Raw genomic sequence first — 19,156 nt, forward strand, 5'->3', positions numbered from 1 at the left:
GTGTTTGACATGGGGAGGACGCGCAATTCGCCGTCGCGATACCGAACCACGTACAAGGGCAACCGCACATGCCGGCCGCACAACACCATTCCCTACACCGCCACGCTGGCGCAACCCTGCCCTCCGGCCGCCACCGCCTGCACCGGCTCGCGGCGGCGCTGCTGGCCGCCGCGGCATGGGCCTCGGTCCAGCCGGCCGCGCACGCGCAGGCCGCTCCCACCAGCGCCTCCACGGCGCGCCAGGCCTACGATATTCCCAGCCAGCCGCTGGCCGGCGCCCTGCTGTCCTACACCGGCGCGACCGGCCTCCAACTCGTCATGAGCGGCGACATCGCCCGCGGCAAGACCGCGCCCGCGCTGCGCGGCAACTACACCCCCGACGAAGCGCTGACCCGCCTGCTGGCGGGATCCGGCCTGGGCTGGCGGCACAGCGGCAACACGCTGATCGTGTCCCCGCTGCCCGCCGCCGCGAGCGAAGCCGCCACGCTGGAGCCGATCCGGGTGCAAGGCGTCGGCGACACCGCGGGCTATGTGGCCGACACGTCCGGCGCGGGCACCAAGACGGATGCCCGCCTGATCGAAACACCGCAATCCATTTCGGTGGTGACCCGCCAGCAGATGGATGACCAGGCCGTGCAAAGCGTGCGCCAGGCGCTGCGGTACACGCCGGGCCTGACCGCGGAATACCGTGGCGCGGGCGGTTCGCGCTACGACACCGTGATCTATCGCGGTTTTGGCGGCGGCATCAATTACGACTATTCCTACCAGGACGGCATGCGCCTGCTGGGCGCGAACTACGCCATCCCGCAGATCGACACCTACGCCCTCGATCGCATCGAAGTGCTGCGCGGCCCCTCGTCGGTGCTGTTCGGCCAGGGCACACCCGGAGGGCTGGTCAATCTGGTCAGCAAGAAGCCCACCGCCACGCCGCTGCGCGAGATCGAATTGCAGGCGGGCACCCACAGCTTCACGCAGGCCGCCTTCGACTTCAGCGGTCCGGTCGACGAAGACGGTAAGGTGCTGTACCGGCTGACCGGCCTGGCCCGCAGCAGCCAGACGCAGATCGACTACCAGAAGGACGAGCGCGTCGCGATCGCGCCCGCCATCACGTTCCGGCCCAACGCCGACACCTCGCTTACGATCCTGGCGCAGTACCAGCATGACCCGTACGGCGGCTATTACGGCTTCCTGCCGGCCGTCGGCACGGTCCAGGACCTGCCGAACGGCGGTCGCATCGGCCGTCGCTTCTTCGACGGATCGCCCAAGTTCGACGAGTTCTCGCGCACCCAGGCGGCCGCCGGCTACCTGCTGGACCATCGCATCAATGACGTCTGGTCGGTGCAGTCGAACTTCCGCTACATGCAGATGGAGGTCAATTACAAAAGCGTATTCACCACCGGGCTGAACGCGGCCAACCCGGCCAATCCACTGCTGACCCGACGCGCCATCGTGAACCATGCCAACCTGGACGCCGTCACCACGGACAACCATGCGCAGGCCCGGTTCAACACGGGCGCGGTTGCCCACACCGCGCTGTTCGGCATCGATTACCAGCGCATGAGCTACCGCGAAGACCAGGGCATGGGCGCCGCGCCCTCCCTGGCGATCAACCAACCTGACTACTCGCTGCCGATCGCCACGCCCGCGATCACCACGCGTAGCAAGCAAACGCTGAACCAGCTCGGCCTGTATGCGCAGGACCAGTTGAAACTCGGTCAATGGACGGTATTGGCCGGTATCCGCCAAGACTGGACGAACAATGACCGGCTCAATCGGATCAACAGCGCCACCACTGATCAATCCGACCGCGCCTTCACGTGGCGCCTGGGGTCGGTGTACGAGTTCGAGAACGGTGTGGCGCCGTACGTAAGCTATTCGCGTTCATTCCAGCCGGTGGCTGATGCGGACGCCAACGGCAACCTGTTCAAGCCCACCAAGGGCGAGCAGTACGAAGCAGGCGTGAAATACCAGCCGCCGGGCCAGGACGCCTTCATCACCGCGGCCGTCTACCAGTTGACCCAGAGCAACGTGCTGACGACTGACCCCGCCAACACCAACTACAGCATCCAGACGGGCGAGGTGCGCTCGCGCGGCCTGGAGCTCGAGGGCAAGGCCAGCCTGACGCGCAACCTGGACCTGCTGGCGTCCTACACCTACATGGACAACGTCAACACGCGCAGCACCACGGCGCAGGACAAGCACCCCACCTACGTGCCGCGCCACACCGCCAACGCCTGGGCGAACTACACGTTCCGCGTCGGCGCGCTGGCCGGCCTGAGCCTGGGCGGAGGCGTGCGCTACGTGGGCAGCAGCTACGCCAACGCCGACAACACGATGAAGGTATCGCCCTTCACGGTGGTGGACGCGGCGGTGCGCTACGACGTGGGCCAGGCCATCCCGTCCCTGAAGGGCCTGACCGCCGCCATCAACGCCAGCAATCTGTTCGACCGCGAATACGTGTCGGCATGCGCCACCGCGACCAAGTGCTTCTACGGCGCGGGCCGCACCGTCATCGGCACCTTGACCTACCGCTGGTAGGACCTCACGGAAAGCCCCCCCGAGATGAGCGCCGACTCCAACTCGCGCCTGCGGCTTTGGCAATGGATCCACACCTGGTCCAGCCTGGTCTGCACGCTGTTCCTGCTGATGCTGTGCGTCACCGGACTGCCGCTGATCTTCCATGACGAGATCGACGCCTGGTCCGATGTGCCGGCCAGCGCGCCCGGCTCCCGGACGGAAGCAGCACCGCAGGACACGGACGCCATGGCGGCGCTCGTGCGGCAGCAATACCCGGCGCGGGACATCCGCTTCATCGTCTGGCTGGATGAGCCCCACCAGTATCGATTCGGCCTGAGTCCCGGCGCGCAGGGGCAAAAGCCCTTCGCGCTGGTGGACGCGCGCGGTCCGGTCATCGCTGGCGAAGCCTGGAGCGAAAAGGACTGGCGCCACGGCGGTCCGATGGCGATGCTGCTGCGGTTGCACACCGACATGCTGCTGGGCATGCCGGGCAGCCTGATCTTGGCGGGCATGGGCGCCCTGTTTCTGGTGTCGCTGGCATCGGGCGTGGCGCTCTACGGCCGCTTCATGCGCAAGACGCCCTTCGGCACCGTTCGCAAGCAGCGTTCACGACTCCTGCGCATGCTGGACCTGCACAACCTGCTGGGCATCGTGCTGCTGGTGTGGACGGCGGTGGTCGGACTGAGCGGCGTGATCAACACCCTGGATTCCTTTGTATTCACCGCCTGGCGAGAACACGCGGCCAGTCGCCAGTCGGCGGCGCCCCCCTTGGGGCCGCCCGTCGCCCGACCGTTGCAAGCCGCGGTGGACCTGGCCCGGCACACGCTGCCGGACCGGGACGTCAGCTTCCTGGCGCTGCCGGGTTCGCTGTTTTCATCCGAAGGCTCCTACACGGTCTTCATGCAGGGCCGGACCACGCTGACGCAGCACCTGCTGCAGCCGATTGTCGTGCGTATCGCCGACGGCGCGCTGATCAGCGCCGAGCCTCCACCCTGGTATATGTGGCTGCTGGAAGGCTCGCGGCCGCTACATTTCGGCAATTACGGCGGACTGCCGCTGAAGCTGATCTGGGCCCTGCTGGATCTGGCGACGATCGCCGTGCTGGTCACGGGGCTGTATCTGTATCTGCCGAAGACGCGCCGGCCTGATCGCACGCTTCAGGCCTTGCGTAAGCCTTAGTTCGGCTTTTTGACCTGGGTGGCAGAACCGAAACCGGGCTCATTCACCTTGGTCATCATGGTTCAGTAAACGTGTAATTCTTCCCAGAGAATTCGTTGAATTTGGGCGCTGCTTTGTCCCATGGCATCACAAAGCAATCTGCGTTCCAGACTATCAATTCGGACGGCAGCTGGCCAAAGAGGCGGTTAGTGAGCGACCGCGTTCGGACAAGAACGGGCATAGCCCCGGGGCCCCCAAGTCGTCGGTCGACATGGTGTGATCGAAAAGGCGAACTCGATTCCTGCTGCTCAAACCCTGAGTGACAGGAATGACGCCCGAGGCCCGGGCGAGTTCAGCGCGCGCCGGCCTCCGGCGCCGGATCCATCATCGGCTGTCGCAGCGTCACGATGCACACCACGGCCGTCAGGATCGAGAGCACCGCCAATACGCCAAAGATGTCCTGGAACGCGGCGGTATAGGCGCGATGCGCGTATTCGACCACCGTGGCTTGCATGGCCCCGCCGGCGGCAGGCAAGCCGTGTCCGGCTCCGATCTGGCTGGCGACGACCGTGGCGCCTTGCGGCAGCACAAGCGCGTCGGCCAGGGCCGCCGCCTCCAGCTTCAGCGCGGTCAGGCCGATCAGCACCGCGCCTATGGCGGCAATGGCGATGGCTTCCCCCGCCACGCGCATGGTGGTGAAGATGCCTGCCGCCATGCCCGCGCGCTCCTTGGGCACCACGCTGACCGACAGGGCGTCCATCAAGCCCCAGGGCAGGCCATTGCCGATGCCGATCAACAGCATCGGAATCGCCATCGACCACAGGCCGCCATCCGGCGACAGGCGCATCAAGGCCCAGGAGCCGAGCGCCGAAATGAGAAAACCGATGCCCGACAGCAGGCCGGGCGAGACGTGTTGCGCCATGCGTCCGGCCAGCAGCGGCACCACCAGCATCGGCGCGGTCAGCGGCAGGATGGCCAGGCCGGCCGTGAACGCGTCGCGCCCCTGGATGACGATGAACCAGATCGGCAGATAGACGATCAGGGCGATGAAACTGAAGCCCGTCGCCACGGGCAGCAATTGCACGCCGATGAAACGCGGGTAGCGGAACAGGGACAGCTCCAGCATGGGGCGCGGACGCCGCGACTCCACGGCGACGAAAGCAGCCAGCAGAAGCGCCGCACCGCCCAGCAGCGACAACACCCCCGGGCTGGTCCAGCCGTCTTGCGGACCGCGCACGATGCCGACCGTCAGCGCCACCAGCGCGGCCGTGAACAGCAGCGTGCCTGGCCAGTCGATGCCTTGCGCCGCCGGGTCGCGCGATTCCCTGATCCGCCGCGTCCCCAGCAGCAGGATCAAGACCGCGATCAGCGCGATGGCGAAGTACAGCGCGCGCCAGCCCAGGCGCTCGATCAGGAACCCGGACGCCATCGGTCCGAACGCAAGGCCGACGCCGAACGCGGTCCCCAGGAAACTGAACGCCCGCGTACGTTGCGCACCCTCGAACTCCTGCGCCAGCAGCGAGGTCGCCGAGGTCAGCACCAGGGCGCCACCCAGGCCTTCGACGGCGCGCAGCAGATTGAGCAGCAGCAGGTTGGGGCTCAGGCCGATCAGCAGGGACGTGACGATGAATGTCCAGAGCCCCGCCACGAAGCAACGCTTGCGGCCGATCTGGTCGCCGATCGCGCCCGCCGCCATGACGCAGCCGCCGAAGGCGATGGCATAGGCGTTGACGATCCAGCCCAGGGCGGACTGATCGCCGCCCAGGTCGCGCCCGACCGCCGGCGTGGATATCGCCGGGCCGGTGAATACCAGGGGGATGATGACCGCGGACACGCAGATCGCCGCCAGCACCTTGTACCGGTCGTCCGTGGCGGCCGGGGAATGGGTCTTGTCCATCGCAGCTCCGATGCGCCCTCCGTCCGCGCCGGGTGCGCCGGGAGCCGAGGGCATTGATGAATGCCGACAGACTAATTAATTCACCATGCGAAGTTAATATGGCTGGATTGCATATCACTTCTGCAAATTTTGAAGATATGAACGGTACCGAGTTCGAGCAGGTCACGGCTTTCCTGGCCGCCGTCGAGCATGGCGGCTTCACCGCCGCCGGCCTGGCGCTGGGGCGCGATGGCTCCATCCTCTCGCGCCGCGTCACGGCGCTTGAAAAGCGCCTGGGCCTGCGCCTGATGGAGCGGACCACGCGGCGGCTGGCCTTGACGGAAGCGGGCGAGACCTTTCATCAGCGCATGCGCGGCGCCTTGTCCGCCTTGCAGGAGATCGAGCAGGACACCGCGGCCACGGCCGCCAGCGTGCGCGGCACGCTGCGCATCGCCCTGCCCGCGACCTTCGGGCGGATGTGGGTCGCGCCCATCCTGCCCGCCTTCCTGGCCGCCCATCCCGACGTGATCGTGGAAGCGGCCTTCGAGGACCGCTATGTCGATCTGGTGGCGGAGTCCTTCGACGTGGCGATCCGCATCGGCACATTGACCGACAGCAGGCTGGTGGCGCGCAGGCTCGCGCCCTCGCGGCGCATGCTGTGCGCCGCGCCCGCCTATCTGCACGCGCGCGGCCGGCCGGCCCAGCCGGCCGATCTGGCTCGCCATGCCTGCCTGGGTTTCTCCCGCCTGGCCTCGCATCCGCTTTGGCATCTGCGCGAGGACGACAAGGTCACGTCCGTTCGCATCAGCGGCCCGCTGGTCACCGACGATGCGCACAGCCTGGTGCAGGCCGCCGTTGCCGGCGCGGGTATCGCCATGGTGTCCGACTGGCTGGCCGGCCCCGAACTGTGCTGCGGCAAGCTGGTGCCGGTGCTGCCCGAACATCCCGTGCAAGACAGCGAGGCGATCTACCTGGTGCATCCTTCCGCGCGCCTGGTTCCGGCCAAGACGCGGGCATACGCCGACTGGATCTCGGCGGCGCTGGGCGTCAGGCCGTGGCGGCATCATGGATCCACGCCACCATGACGTATTGCCGGCAAGCGCCCCATGCCCACATGAAACAATCTCGGCACAGGATAGAGCCGGAGAGATACCGATGAAAAAGCACGTCGCATGGCACATCGTTCGCGCGTGCCTGCTGCCCGCGGTACTGTTTTCCTCCCGCGCGCTTGCGGATTGCGCGCAGGACTTTGCGCGCGACAACGCCTATAAGCCCCATGCGGGAGCCCATCGCATGCATGAACGCAAGCTGCCCTTGTCGCTACTGGATGGCCAGTGGGTGCCAACACTCAAGCAGGAGATCATCAACACAATCTCTGAAGTGGTGCCGCCCAATGCCACGCGCATCACCTCCGATGGACTTTTTGGCCCCATCGGCCTGGTGGTGATCGGCGACCGGGGATGGATTCGTGCCAATGGCGATGCCGCCTGGGAACCATTGAATGCTGCCGAGAGCAAGGAGATACTCGACGGAGCGTTCACCTCATATCTCAGTTTCAACCGCATGAGCGACCTGAGCTGCACAAGAGCAGAGCACAACGGGCGGCCGGCACGGGTCTATCACTACAAGATGCCAAGCGAACTGCAGATTGGCAGCCACAGCGAGATAACCGCCTACTTTGACGATCAGACAGGTTTGCCGGTGCATGTAGAGGTCGAGGACGGCAACCCGAGGCAGAGAGCCAAGTCGACGGTCAGCATCGCCTTTGACAGCGCCATCGCCATCCAACCACCCGAAACCGCTGGCCAAACGCCGCGCGCGGGAAATGCCGATCCCTCCGGACGACGAAAGTCCCTGTACAAGCATCCGCCCGGCGAGGCGCTATGAAACGGCGGGATTCCCGGCGCTGGCATCCATCCGATGCGCGGCGGGATCAATCCCCAGCTGTACCCTCAGCCCGACCCATCCCGGCGGCGTGACCTGCACCGCGCGCGAGTCCTTGTGCCGCCGCAGCCATCCCTTGGCGCACAGCAATGCCATCAACTGCACGCCGAGCGGACCGGCCAGATGGTGCCGCCGCTCGGTCCCATCCAGACACTGGCGAGCCAGGCCTCGACGCGTCGGCTTGAGCTGTCCGACGTTCATGCCCATCTGTTCGAACCACGCCAGGCCAGCCGGCGTCACTTCGAATTGCTTGCCTGCTCGCGCAACGAGGTAACCGCGTTCCTGCAAGGCCAGCGTCACGGCAACGCCGACGCGCCCGGCCAGGTGGTCATAGCAACAACGCGCGAACTGGAGAGATTGCGCTTGCGGGCTGAGCAGCCTCTTGCGCTCCCCCTGGACCGGACCGATGGCCGCGAGGTGTTCCAGCGTCGATGCGATGTGCGTGCCGCCCAAGCGATAGTAGCGATGCCGTCCTTCGGTTTCGACCGTCACCAGGCCGCCCGCCAGGAGTTTGCCCAGGTGCCCGCTGGCCGTCTGCGCGGTGACACCGGCCGCGTCGGCCAACTCCCCGGCCGGGCGCGCTCGACCGTCCGCGAGCGCCATCAGCATGGTCGCGCGCGTCGGATCGGCAATCAGATGGGCGATAGCAGCAATGTTGGCGTGCATGAGGGTCTCCAGGCGAGTCCGCACGATACCAGTTGCACCGGCTTGCATCCTTCGGCGCGTGCCGAATCATTGCATGCGCGCGCCGCCCTAGACTCCGACCTGTCATTTTGGAGTGGGAGATGCATCATGGATACGAGTACGGAAGCAGGAACCTTGCGCCGCCGCGTCCTGGCCGCGACCTGCGTCAGCTACGTCATCGTCCTGCTGGATACTTCCATCGTCAATGTCGCGCTGTCCAGCCTTGCTACCGCGTTCGACACCCACATCGCGGGCCTGCAATGGGTGGTCAATGCCTACACGCTGATGTTCGCCAGCCTGCTCTTGACGGGCGGCACGCTGGGTGACCGCTGGGGCGCGCGGCGCGTCTATCTCGCGGGCCTGCTGCTGTTCACCTTGGCCTCGGTGCTGTGCGCGGCGGCTCAGTCCCTGCCCGCGCTGGTTCTGGGCCGCGTCATTCAAGGCGTGGGCGCCGCGCTGCTGGTGCCCTGCTCGCTCAAGCTCATACATCATGCCAACCCCGACCCGGCGCGGCGTGCGCGGGCAATCGGGCTGTGGGCCGGGCTCGGCGGCGTCGCGCTGGCGATGGGTCCCCTGGTGGGTGGCGCCTTGATTCAATGGGGCGGCTGGCGCGGCGTTTTCCTTGTGAATATTCCGGTCTGCCTGTTTGGCATCGGCATGATGTGCCGCCCATCCGGAGAGGCTCCGAGGCGCCCGGCAGAGCGCGTTGACGTGCAGGGACAGGCATGCGCGGTCGTCGCCCTGGGGGCCTCGATCGGCGTGCTGATCGAAGGACCGGTCATGGGCTGGACCGCGCCGCAAGTGATGGCCGGCGCCATGCTCGCCCTGTCGGCATGGGTGGGATGGGGCATGATCATGCGCCGCCATCCACACCCGATGCTGCCTCCTTCCCTGTTCCAGAATGGGATATTCACCGGGTCCACCTGCGTGTCGATGGCATCGGCTTTCGTGTTCTATGGCCTGCTCTTCGTCATGAGCCTCCACTATCAGCAGGCGCGCGGCTACACGCCACTGCAAGCCGGGTTGGCCTTGTTTCCGATGATGGGCATGGTAGCGGTCGGCAGCATGAGCGCTCGCCGGGTGGCTACCCGGTACGGCGCCAAATGGTCCATGATCGGCGCATTCTCGGCTTACGCCGCGGGAGCCATCGGCCTCCATGCCTCGATGGCAGGCATGGCCTACGCGTCTTCCATCGTGCCCATGCTGGCCGTCGGCATGGCTTCCGGCGTCATTTCCCCCATGGCGACGGCGCCAGCGCTGGAAACGGTAGGCGCGCATCGAGTCGGGGTGGCCGCCGCCGTGCTCAATGCAGCAAGACAAGTCGGCGCGGCGCTCGGGGTTGCCCTCTTCGGCGCCATCGTGGGCACTGTTCACCCTTACGAGACCGGACTACGGTCGGCATTGATCCTGGTCGCCGCGGTATCCATTGCCGCGATGTGGCCGTGGTGCCTTGCCTTGAAACCCAGGCATTCCGCATGAATTCCGGCAGTCCGGCTTGCGCCGTCGCGGGAAGGTCGGACGGCCTGGCCGCCCCGGCTCGAGGCAGGGCGAGTCGGCCCGCGCCCGGCAGGCTGACCCGCCTCGCGCCGGTACAATCGCGGCCAGTCCAGGCTCTGCCAACCCACCTCACCAACACACCCCATGTCGCAATCCGTTCCGATCGGCTACAGCGATGTGCCTCGCGGCCATATCGCCAGTGTTGTCACCGACCTTGAAATGCTGTCCAAGCCGGCCACGGCCGAGCTGCCCCTGCCTGAAGGCATCACGCTGACCCCGGCTTCACGCGTCAGTCTGGATGCCTATCGGGCCTTGTTCCGGGAAGTCGGCGCGGACTGGCTATGGTTCTCGCGGCTGTTCATGGCCGACGAGGAACTGGCCGCCACGCTAGGCCATCCCGATGTCGACATCCAGGTCGTCCAGCGCGACGGAAAGGACGTGGGCATTCTGGAGCTGGACTTTCGCGTGGCGGGCCAGTGCGAGCTGACGTTCATGGGACTGACGGCCGAATGCACGGGCAAGGGCCTGGGCCGGGCGCTGATGAGCCGGGCCGTGTCGCTGGCCTGGGCCCGCCCGATCACGCGCATGTGGGTGCATACCTGCACCTATGACCATCCCTCGGCGCTGGGTTTCTACATGAAGGCGGGCTTCAAGCCCTATGCGGTGCGGGTGGAGGTTCAAGTCGACCCGCGCCTCACCGGCCACTTGCCGATTGGCGCGGCCCCGCAGGTGCCCATCATCGCTTGACCCGCCGCCTGCCGGCATCGCCGCGCCCTACTGAAGACGCGGGCCCGCCGGCGCGACGCGCTTCTGCATGAATACGCTCAAGGGATCATCCGCGTAGTCGCCAAACGGGCCGCGACGCTCAAAGCCCGCCGAGGCGTACAGCGCCAGCGCCTCTTGCTGATAGGGGCCGGTTTCCAGCCTGAGCAGCTTGCAGCCACGGCTGACGGCGCTCGTTTCCAGCAGGGACAAGAGCTGCCTGGCAAGGCCTCGCCCTCTGCCAGCGGGACTGACATACATCCGCTTGAGCTCGCCAAATTCGGGATGGAGCACGATCGCCCCGCAGCCTATCGCACACCCGACGGCGTCCCGCGCGACGGCAAACAGGACGTTCGGCTGTTTCAGCCCGGCCAAATCAAAGACGTGGCGGCTTTCCGGCGGATACAAGGTGTCCTGATAGGCGTCCAACTCGGCAATCAGGGCAATGACATCCGGTTGATCGGGTGATTCGAGCGTGATGAGCATGATCGGGAAGGGCGAAGGTTGGACGCCCGCATCCGGCGTCGGAAGAATGATTCATTATAGATTCATTTTGTTATTGACTGAATCTATAGAATCAAAATAGACTCACCGAGAAAATTGCGACACGCCGGCCTCATCGCGCTGACCCGCCAGCATCGCCACGGATCGCCTGGTCGGATGAAGGCGTCGATGCGAGGTGGCGTGATCACACCCAACGCCTCCTTTGACCATGGCCCGCCCTAGAAGCAAAGACAAGGAGATGGCCTTGCTACGCTCGGCCGTCAAGACGATCGCGACGCAAGGACTGCGCGCGTCCACCGTGATGATCGCCCGGTACGCCGGCGTCGCGGAGGGCACGCTGTTCCTGTATTTTTCGACCAAGGACGTCTTGCTGTCGGCGGTCTTCGAGCACCTGCTCCAGGACCTGGAGGCGAGCCTCGCCTCGCTGCCTCCCGGCCTGTCATCGCGACAGACCGCGGAATCCATCTGGAACCGCTATATCGACTGGGGCGCGGCCGATCCCGACGCGTATTCCACGATCAATCAATTGCTGGCATCGGACCGACTGACGGCCGGGCAGTTGCGCAGAGCGGAAACGCTGTATCCCCTCCCGGAAGTCCAGGCCTGCCGACGACGCTTTGCCGGCCTGACGGACCGGGAAGCATGGGCGCTTTCCGACGCGACGGAGAAAGCCATCGCCGACACGACGGTGCGCCTGGCCGTGGCCCAGCCGCAACATGCCGAGGCGTACAAGATGGCGGGATTCGACATGCTTTGGGCCGCGGTGACGCGGGGCGCGGACCATCCGGGACTCAGCCAGCGCGCCGGCGAATATTTCACGCGAGGGACCCGCCTTTCATCCACCTGAAACAGTTTTCCCTCAAAGTCGCGGCTGCCTACAGGGGAGAACCTTTCATGATCCGCGCCAAGACACTGATGTCCGCCTTGGCCGCGACCGCCCTGGTCGCGGCATGCTCCAGCGATGACGACAAGGCATCCACGCCAACACCAACGCCGCCTGTCGCGCAGGCGCCCAAGAACATCCTGTTCTTCCTGGGAGACGGCATGGGCATCACGACGCTCACCGCCGCCCGCATCTACAAGGTCGGCGAAGATGGCGACCTGACCATCGACACGCTGCCGGAAACGGCGTTTGTCCATACGTACTCGAACGATGCCCAGGTGACGGACAGCGCGCCCTCCATGGCCGCCTACATGACCGGCGTGAAGATGAACAACGAAGTCATCTCCATGAGCGCGGACACCAAGGCCACCGACGCCAACGGCAAGCCCTACCACGCCAGCTATGACGCCACCTGCCCGGCCGGCAATGGCACGCCGGTGGAAACGCTGCTGGAAATCATGAAGGCCAAGGGCTACGGCACCGGCGTGGTCACGACCACCCGCATCACGCACGCGACGCCCGCCGCCACCTACTCGCACGTCTGCCACCGCGATGCCGAGAACACCATTGCCGCGGCGCTGGTGCCCGGCGGCGCCGGCTTCAACGCCAGGCTGAACGACGGCATCGACGTATTCTTCGGCGGCGGCACGGATTACTTCCTGCCCAAGGAAAACGGCGGCAAGCGCAACGACAAGCGCAATCTCATCGACGAGATCAAGACCAAGTACGGCTACGCCGCGAACCGCGCCGATTTCGACGCGCTGCCCACCGACGGCCGCAAGATCGCCGGCCTCTTCACCAAGAGCCACATGGCCTACGACCTGGACCGCGACCCGGCCAAGGAGCCGAGCCTGGCGGACATGACTGGCAAGGCGATCGACGCGCTGGCCGCCAGGAACAAGGGCTTCTTCCTGATGGTGGAAGGCGGCCGCATCGACCACGCGCTGCACGCCACCAACGCGCGCCGCGCGCTGCAGGACACCGTGGCCTTCGACGATTCGATCAAGCTCGCGCTGGACAAGATGCGCAAGGTGGATCCGGATCTGAAGAACACGCTCATCGTCGTCACCGCCGACCATGACCATACGCTGCAGATGAACGGATACGCGGCCCGCACCGGCAAGACCGAACCGGGCAAGCCTGGCGTGCTGGGCCTGGTCAAGAACTACGTCGGTCCGGCCGTGCCGACCAAGGACGTGGACGGCAACCCCTACACCATCATCGGTTTCGGTAATGGCCCCAAGCGCCTGGCGACGCGCGGCCCGATCGACGACACCGCGCTGGAAGACAAGAACTACCTGCAGGAAGCCGTGATCCCGATGGATCCGGCCAGCGACTCGGAAACCCACGGCGGCGCCGATGTGTTCCTGGGCGCCATCGGCCTGAACGCCGACAAGTTCTCGGGCGTGATCACCAATACCGACGTATTCGGCCTGATCCGCAAGGCAGTCAATCTGTGATGAAGACGACCTCACGCCTCGAACCGAAAACGCCCAAGGACACGATCATGAACCATTGCATTTCCCGCCTCAGCCGCGCCGTCCTGCTCGCCCTGCCCCTGGCGGCGGGCGCCCCGCTCGCCCACGCCGCGGGCGAAGCCAAGAACGTCATCTTCTTCCTGGGAGACGGCATGGGCCCCGTCACCGTGACCGCCGCCCGCATCTACAAGGGCGAGAAGCAGCTTGCCGCCCAGCCCGGCTCGCTGGTCAGCCCGGAGCGCGCCAACCTTTCCATGCAGCTGCTGCCTTACGCCGCCCGCATCAAGACCTTTTCGCTGGACGGCCAGACCACCGACAGCGCCCCGTCCATGGCCGCCTACATGACCGGCGTGAAGATGCGCAACGAGGTCATTTCCATGTCGTCCGACACGGTGGCCGTGGATGGCACGGGCAAGCAATACGTCTCGGGCGAAGACAGCACCTGCCCTCCGACCAACGGCACGCCCGCCCAGACGCTGCTGGAGCTGGCCAAGGCCAAGGGCCGCGCGGTCGGCGCCGTGTCGACCACGCGCGTCGGCCACGCCACCCCGGCCACCACCTATGCCCATGTGTGCAACCGCAACGGCTACAACACCATCGCCGAACAATCGACGCCGGGACACGCGAACTACAACCCCCGTCTCGGCGACGGCATCGACGTGCTGCTGGGAGGCGGACAGCGCAACTATCTGCCCAAGCCGCTCAATCCGGCCAGCAAGCGCACCGACGGCGTCAACCTGGTGACGGCCTTCCAGGCCAAGGGCTATACCTACGTCGACACGGGCACCGCGCTGCGCGCGCTGAATCCCGCCGCCACCGGCAAGCTGCTGGGCCTGTTCTCGCAAAGCGAGATGGCCTATGAGCTGGACCGCGTCAAGCCGGCCCTGGGCTATGACCAGCCCAGCCTGGCCGAGATGACCGACAAGGCGCTGGGCGTGCTGAGCAAGAACAGCAATGGGTTCTTCCTGATGGTGGAAGGCGGCCGCATCGACCATGCGCTGCACGGCACCAACGCCAAGCGCGCGCTGGAAGACACGCTGGCCTTCGACAGCGCGATCCAGACCGCGCTGGATTTCATGGAGAAGAAGGACCCCGGCCTGAAGAACACGCTGATCGTGGTCACCGCCGACCATGACCACGCCATCGCGTTCAACGGCTATCCCAAGATCGGCAACCCCATCCTGGGCACGGTCAAGTCCTATGCGGATGGCAAGCCCGCGCTGGCCGCCGACGGCAAGCCCTACACCACGCTGGTGTTCGGCAACGGCGGCCGCCCGAACGCCGACGCGGACAGCAAGACCAACCCGGAAGACGGCAACAAGGCCTGGATCGCGCCGGCGCGCGGCGCCGCGCGCGACGATCTGAGCAACGTCAATACCTTTGACGACAACTTCCTGCAGGAAGTCGGCGTCGTGCTGGGCAAGCCCGGCGCGGAAACCCACGGCGGCGGCGACGTCATGCTGTTCGCGGGCGGCGCTGGCGCGAAGATCTTCAAGGGCACCATGGACAACACCAAGGTGTTCGGCAAGGTCCGCGAGGCGGCCGGCCTGTGAAGCCCTTGAACGCAACCGCCAGGCGCGGCCTCGCCTGCCTGCTGCTGGCCTGCCTGCCGGCGGCGGCGGGCGCGGCGAACGAAGCGCCCGCACCGGCCCAGGCCTCCCCGGCGCCCGCGCTGCCCGCCCCGCCCGATCTCAACCTGCGCATCGAACGCTATGCGTCGTCGATCGGCAGCGACGGCGTGCAGCGTGAAACCCGCTACGCCGACCTGATGTACCGGCGCGCGGACCTGGTATGGATCGAGCGCGACTATCCGGCCGCGCTGCGAGCCAGCGTGGAACATGGGCACGACGGACACGCGGGCCAGGACCCGCATGCCGGCCATTCCCATGCAGGCACGACGGGCTCTCCCCTTTGGGTGCAGCGCGATGCCGCCGGCAAGGATCAGGTGCGCATGGTCTTGCGCAAGCAGCACAAGGTGCTGGACATCGACGAGGCCAACTACGGCAACGTCGGCTACAACGGCTCCTGGGCGGCCACCAATGGCGTCGCGGACCCGAGGCAATTGCAGCGCATGCAGCCCGACGGCGCGCCGGCCCAAGGCGTGCAGCGCTACCGCCAGGCGCGCGGCGAATCGCAGGTCCTCATCGACTGGGATATCCAAGGGCAGTACGCGCGCCGGATCGAGATCCAGGGTCCGCACGGCCTCTCGGTCAGCCGGGTCACGGTGACCGACGCGGTCGCGCCGTCCCCCGCGCCGTGGACCATGCTGAAAGACTACGAAACGGGCGACTACTCCGACCTGCTGGACTAGCGTGCCCGCGCGCGGGCCTCAACCCGCGCGCGCGGCGGCCTTGATCATGTCGGCCGCCTTCTCCGCGATCATGATGACGGGCGCATTGGTATTGCCCGAGGTGACCATGGGCATGATCGAAGCATCGACCACCCGCACGCCCTTCAGGCCATGCACCCTCAGTTCATGATCCACCACGGCGGCGGGGTCCCTGCCCATGGCGCAGGTGCCGACCTGATGGTGATAGGACACCACGGCGCTGCGTACATAGTCGGCCAGCTGCTTGTCGGTCTGCTTGTCCTCGCCCGGATAGATTTCGCGTCCGCGCCAGGGCTGCAAGGCGGGCTGGGCGGCGATCTGGCGCATCTGCCGGATCGAGGCGACCAGCACATCGACATCATGCTGGGTGGCCAACACGTTGGGATCCAGCAACAGGCGATCGTCCACGCCGGCGCCGGTCAAGCGTAGCTGGCCCCGGCTGGTCGGCATCACGCAGGCCGCGCACAGGGTGAAGGCATTGGCGGGACCGGTCTGTTCAGGCGTGTAGTACGGCACGTTGAAGAACAGGGGCTGCATGTCCGGTCCGTCCAGCGCCGGATCCGTCTTGGCGAACAGCTGCGCGTGCAGGACGGTGAGGCCGGGGTCGTCCGGCGCGGGAATGGCCTGCCTGCCTTCGTAGATGACCGGCACCAGCATGTGATCGTGCAGGTTCTTGCCCACGCCGGACAAGTCATGCACCACCCTGATATTGTGCTGGCGCAATTGCGCCGCTTCCCCCACCCCGGACAGCATCAGCACGCGCGGCGACTCGATGGCGCCGCCCGACAGGATGGCTTCGCGCCGCACGCCCGCACGATAGAACCCATTGCCCTGCTCATAGACCACGCCGACGCAGCGCTTGCCCTCGAACGACAGCTGGTGCACGCGCGCATTGGTGATCAGCGACAGGTTGGGCCGCTCCAGCGCCGGACGCAGGAAGGCCACGGCGGTGCTGACGCGCTTGCCGTCCTTGATGGTGAGGTGATTGAAGCCCACGCCCAGGATGTCCGCGCCATTGTGGTCGCGGTTGAGCGGGTGGCCGGCCTGCACGGCGGCATCTACCATGGCCTGAGTCACGACATGGGGCTGGTACTGCGTCGTCACGAGCATGAGGCCGCCGGCCCCATGATAGTCATCGGCGCCCCGGTCATAGTCTTCCGACTTCTTGAAATAGGGCAGCACGGACTGATAGCCCCAGCCGGGGTTGCCCTGTCTTTCCCAGGCGTCGTAGACCGAGGCATGGCCGCGCACATAGATCATGCCGTTGAGCGAACTGCTGCCGCCCAGGGTCTTGCCGCGCGGCCAGAATAGCTTGCGGTCATGGGCATGCACCTGCGGCACGGTGTCGTAGGCCCAGTCATAGGGGCTCTTCCACAGCTCGATCAGGCGCAGCGGCGTGGAGATCTTTTCGGAGTTGTCGGGGCCGCCGGCCTCGATCAGCAACACCTTCACGCCGGGATCCTCGGTCAGCCTGTTGGCCAGCACGCAGCCGGCCGATCCGGCGCCGACGATGACGTAGTCGAAACTGTCCGACCGGTCCTCCGCCGCGTTGACCCTTGCTCCCATCAGGCCGCCGATCATCAGCGTGCCGCTGGCGACGCCCATGGCCTGCATGAAGCGGCGACGGGAGAGAGTCGTTCGGGGAAATTGCCCATCGTTGCTCACGGTGTCTCCTGGAAGGCAAGCCTCGCGCGCGCGGCCCGCTCATTGATGGCGATGGATGCTCGTCGTTCCCATGGACAGATCGAGGCCAGCTTAGCGCCGGGTTTCGACGCCTGCTTGTCGGCGCGTGCATGGAAACTTGTCATGCCGTGCAGGCCTCCCCTGGCGCTCAGGCACGACGCGCGTCCATGTCGCCATGGATGGCGGGTCATCCGTCGCTCAGGCGCCGGACGATGATACGCGCCCTGCCACGGTTGCCCAAGGGTGCGCGGAACCAATACGCTTGCGCGCGAGCCCGCTACACGCCGCCGCCCCCCGTCGCCTTGCTCACCGCCACGAACGCCAAGGCCCGTCCCTCCGGCGCCTCGACCGCGGCCAGCTCCGCCTGGCGATGCCCGACCGACGCGTTCAGGCGTTCCAACAGATTGATCATGCCGCGCCCGTACAGCAGCCCCGCGTGCGCGTCCGCCCGCCGCGATGCCTGCAATTGCGCGTCGATCCGCTGCGCGCGCCGTTCTTGCGCCGCCCAGGCTCCCAGGGCGTTTTCCGTTTCCTCGACGGCCTCCAGCACGACCTGCCGATAGCCCAGGATGGCAGCGGCCAGTTCGGCCTCGCGCGCGCCGGCCACGGCCCGCCGCAAGCCCCAGTCCAGCAGCGGCAGGTTCAAGGACAGTCCGCCCGACGCATAGGTGCTGCGGCCCGGCAAGGGCTTGCCGGTCAGGTTGCCGGTGATCTGGATGTCGCCGGACAGGGTCAGGCGCGGGTATAGCTCGGCGATCGACACCCTCAGTTCGGCCGCGGCCTGCAGCACCTGCTGTTCCGCGCGACGGATGTCCGGACGGACGCGCACGGTATCGGCCGGCAGCGGCGCGGTCGGCTCGCCGCGCGGCAGGGGCTGGCCAGCGGGCGTCAGCAAGCCGGGCGCGATCTGGCTCTCTCCGGCAAGCACCGCCAGGCGCTGTGCGTGCTGCCGCGCCAGATGCGCCGACAGCGGCAGCTGGGCGGCCGTTTCGGCTTCCAGCGCGCTGGCCCTGTCCACATCGAAATCGCTGGCGATGCCGGCGCGCCTGCGCTCCTGCACCAGGGCGAGCAGATGGCGCTGGTCGTCCAGCATGCCGGACAGCACCTGATGGCGCCGCTGCGCGCCGCGCAGTTCGATGTAGGCGCGCACGGCCTCGGCGGCCACGGACACCCTGGCCGCGCGCAGATCGGCTTCGGCGGCGCCGGCGCTCGCCCGCGCCGCGTCCGTGGCGGCGGCGACGCGGCCGAACAGGTCGAGTTCCCAGCTGGCGTCGAAGCCCGCCTGGTAATAGCCGATGGACCGTTCTTCCTGCGCCAGCGGCGGCTCGCCCTGCCAGGCTTCGGCGCCGGACAGCTCGTTCGCGCCGTGCGGGCCGGACAACCTGTGCTGGCGCTGGGCGGCGCCATGCAAGCCGATCTGCGGCAAGGCCTGGGCCGCGCTGGAACGGGACAAGGCGCGCGCCGCCCTGAGCCGTTGCGCCGCCTGGGCCAGCGTCAGGTTGCCCGCCAGCGCGCGTTCGGCCAGCGCGTCCAGCTCCGCGTCCTCGAAGGCCGTCCACCAGCGTGGCGACGCATCCGTCCGCACGGGCGCCGCGCCCCGGTTGTCCCAGTCCGCCGGCAGCGCCTGCCTCGGATCCGGCCGCGGTCCCATCGACACGCAGCCGGGAAGCGCCAACGTCGCCGCCAGCAGCGCCAGCCACCGGCGCCTGCCCTCTAGTTCCATGTTCCCGCGCACCTTCATCGCTTGCCACCACCCGTCGCCATTTGACGATTCGTTGAGATGAAAACATAATAGATCGACCAATCAGTCTATTAATAATATCCCACTCCAGGCTCGGCTTC

General features: G+C 66.8%; 15 protein-coding genes. 10 read left to right on the forward strand and 5 right to left on the reverse strand.

The window, feature by feature from the left end; genetic code table 11:
- Positions 1–68 precede the first annotated feature (68 nt).
- Both KDH83_RS03450 and KDH83_RS03455 read left to right on the forward strand, forming a co-directional pair.
- Positions 69–2,537 carry a TonB-dependent siderophore receptor gene (locus KDH83_RS03450; RefSeq protein WP_212312808.1) on the forward strand — a complete coding sequence of 823 codons (2,469 nt, stop codon included), beginning with the start codon at positions 69–71 and terminating at the stop codon, positions 2,535–2,537.
- A 24-nt stretch (positions 2,538–2,561) separates the two neighbouring features.
- The gene (locus KDH83_RS03455) at positions 2,562–3,695 is read left to right on the forward strand and encodes a PepSY-associated TM helix domain-containing protein (RefSeq protein WP_212312810.1); all 1,134 of its coding nucleotides are present in this window, start codon (positions 2,562–2,564) and stop codon (positions 3,693–3,695) included.
- A gap of 331 nt (positions 3,696–4,026) precedes the next feature.
- Here the strand turns inward: KDH83_RS03455 and KDH83_RS03460 are convergent, their stop codons facing one another.
- Positions 4,027–5,571, reverse strand: coding sequence for an MFS transporter (locus KDH83_RS03460; protein ID WP_212312812.1), 1,545 nt, complete (start codon positions 5,569–5,571; stop codon positions 4,027–4,029).
- A 137-nt stretch (positions 5,572–5,708) separates the two neighbouring features.
- On the opposite strand from KDH83_RS03460, the gene KDH83_RS03465 reads away from it, so the two are divergent.
- Positions 5,709–6,635, forward strand: coding sequence for a LysR family transcriptional regulator (locus tag KDH83_RS03465; protein ID WP_212312814.1), 927 nt, complete (start codon positions 5,709–5,711; stop codon positions 6,633–6,635).
- A gap of 70 nt (positions 6,636–6,705) precedes the next feature.
- On the forward strand, positions 6,706–7,437 hold the full coding sequence (locus KDH83_RS03470; RefSeq protein WP_212312816.1) for a hypothetical protein: 732 nt from the start codon (positions 6,706–6,708) through the stop codon (positions 7,435–7,437).
- Here KDH83_RS03470 and KDH83_RS03475 read toward each other — a convergent pair.
- Positions 7,432–8,160: a helix-turn-helix transcriptional regulator gene (locus KDH83_RS03475; RefSeq protein WP_212312817.1), complete on the reverse strand. Its 729-nt coding sequence runs from the start codon at positions 8,158–8,160 to the stop codon at positions 7,432–7,434. The genes KDH83_RS03470 and KDH83_RS03475 overlap by 6 nt on opposite strands.
- A gap of 126 nt (positions 8,161–8,286) precedes the next feature.
- On the opposite strand from KDH83_RS03475, the gene KDH83_RS03480 reads away from it, so the two are divergent.
- Positions 8,287–9,657, forward strand: a complete 1,371-nt coding sequence (locus KDH83_RS03480) for an MFS transporter (protein WP_212312818.1) — start codon at positions 8,287–8,289, stop codon at positions 9,655–9,657.
- A 162-nt stretch (positions 9,658–9,819) separates the two neighbouring features.
- Positions 9,820–10,422, forward strand: a complete 603-nt coding sequence (locus KDH83_RS03485) for a GNAT family N-acetyltransferase (protein WP_212312819.1) — start codon at positions 9,820–9,822, stop codon at positions 10,420–10,422.
- Positions 10,423–10,449: 27 nt separating this feature from the next.
- Here KDH83_RS03485 and KDH83_RS03490 read toward each other — a convergent pair whose 3' ends face one another.
- Entirely contained in the window at positions 10,450–10,923 is a 474-nt protein-coding gene (locus tag KDH83_RS03490) for a GNAT family N-acetyltransferase (RefSeq protein ID WP_212312820.1), read from the reverse strand.
- Positions 10,924–11,179: 256 nt separating this feature from the next.
- Here KDH83_RS03490 and KDH83_RS03495 point away from each other — a divergent pair, with 256 nt between their 5' ends.
- The 4 genes from KDH83_RS03495 to KDH83_RS03510 are packed head-to-tail and all read left to right on the forward strand — an operon-like array spanning position 11,180 to position 15,613.
- Positions 11,180–11,788, forward strand: coding sequence for a TetR/AcrR family transcriptional regulator (locus tag KDH83_RS03495; protein ID WP_212312821.1), 609 nt, complete (start codon positions 11,180–11,182; stop codon positions 11,786–11,788).
- Between the two features lie 47 nt (positions 11,789–11,835).
- On the forward strand, positions 11,836–13,284 hold the full coding sequence (locus KDH83_RS03500) for an alkaline phosphatase (protein ID WP_212312822.1): 1,449 nt from the start codon (positions 11,836–11,838) through the stop codon (positions 13,282–13,284).
- Between the two features lie 47 nt (positions 13,285–13,331).
- A complete protein-coding gene (locus KDH83_RS03505) occupies positions 13,332–14,855 on the forward strand; it encodes an alkaline phosphatase (protein WP_212312824.1) in 1,524 nt (507 codons plus the stop codon).
- 5 nt (positions 14,856–14,860) lie between these two features.
- Positions 14,861–15,613: a hypothetical protein gene (locus tag KDH83_RS03510; protein ID WP_212312826.1), complete on the forward strand. Its 753-nt coding sequence runs from the start codon at positions 14,861–14,863 to the stop codon at positions 15,611–15,613.
- Between the two features lie 18 nt (positions 15,614–15,631).
- Here the strand turns inward: KDH83_RS03510 and KDH83_RS03515 are convergent, their stop codons facing one another.
- Positions 15,632–17,296: a GMC family oxidoreductase N-terminal domain-containing protein gene (locus KDH83_RS03515; protein ID WP_212312828.1), complete on the reverse strand. Its 1,665-nt coding sequence runs from the start codon at positions 17,294–17,296 to the stop codon at positions 15,632–15,634.
- Positions 17,297–17,591: 295 nt separating this feature from the next.
- Positions 17,592–19,037: an efflux transporter outer membrane subunit gene (locus KDH83_RS03520; RefSeq protein WP_212312830.1), complete on the reverse strand. Its 1,446-nt coding sequence runs from the start codon at positions 19,035–19,037 to the stop codon at positions 17,592–17,594.
- Positions 19,038–19,156: the final 119 nt, after the last annotated feature.

Source organism: Achromobacter sp. Marseille-Q0513 (genome assembly GCF_018195695.1).
GTDB lineage: Bacteria > Pseudomonadota > Gammaproteobacteria > Burkholderiales > Burkholderiaceae_B > Achromobacter.

Bases quoted from the DNA above. Each gene is read 5' to 3' on its own strand.
- KDH83_RS03450 (WP_212312808.1), top strand. From the start codon at position 69: ATGCCGGCCGCACAACACCATTCCCTACACCGCCACGCTGGCGCAACC.
- KDH83_RS03455 (WP_212312810.1), top strand. From the start codon at position 2,562: ATGAGCGCCGACTCCAACTCGCGCCTGCGGCTTTGGCAATGGATCCAC.
- KDH83_RS03460 (WP_212312812.1), bottom strand. From the start codon at position 5,571: ATGGACAAGACCCATTCCCCGGCCGCCACGGACGACCGGTACAAGGTG.
- KDH83_RS03465 (WP_212312814.1), top strand. From the start codon at position 5,709: ATGAACGGTACCGAGTTCGAGCAGGTCACGGCTTTCCTGGCCGCCGTC.
- KDH83_RS03470 (WP_212312816.1), top strand. From the start codon at position 6,706: ATGAAAAAGCACGTCGCATGGCACATCGTTCGCGCGTGCCTGCTGCCC.
- KDH83_RS03475 (WP_212312817.1), bottom strand. From the start codon at position 8,160: ATGCACGCCAACATTGCTGCTATCGCCCATCTGATTGCCGATCCGACG.
- KDH83_RS03480 (WP_212312818.1), top strand. From the start codon at position 8,287: ATGGATACGAGTACGGAAGCAGGAACCTTGCGCCGCCGCGTCCTGGCC.
- KDH83_RS03485 (WP_212312819.1), top strand. From the start codon at position 9,820: ATGTCGCAATCCGTTCCGATCGGCTACAGCGATGTGCCTCGCGGCCAT.
- KDH83_RS03490 (WP_212312820.1), bottom strand. From the start codon at position 10,923: ATGCTCATCACGCTCGAATCACCCGATCAACCGGATGTCATTGCCCTG.
- KDH83_RS03495 (WP_212312821.1), top strand. From the start codon at position 11,180: ATGGCCTTGCTACGCTCGGCCGTCAAGACGATCGCGACGCAAGGACTG.
- KDH83_RS03500 (WP_212312822.1), top strand. From the start codon at position 11,836: ATGATCCGCGCCAAGACACTGATGTCCGCCTTGGCCGCGACCGCCCTG.
- KDH83_RS03505 (WP_212312824.1), top strand. From the start codon at position 13,332: ATGAACCATTGCATTTCCCGCCTCAGCCGCGCCGTCCTGCTCGCCCTG.
- KDH83_RS03520 (WP_212312830.1), bottom strand. From the start codon at position 19,037: ATGGAACTAGAGGGCAGGCGCCGGTGGCTGGCGCTGCTGGCGGCGACG.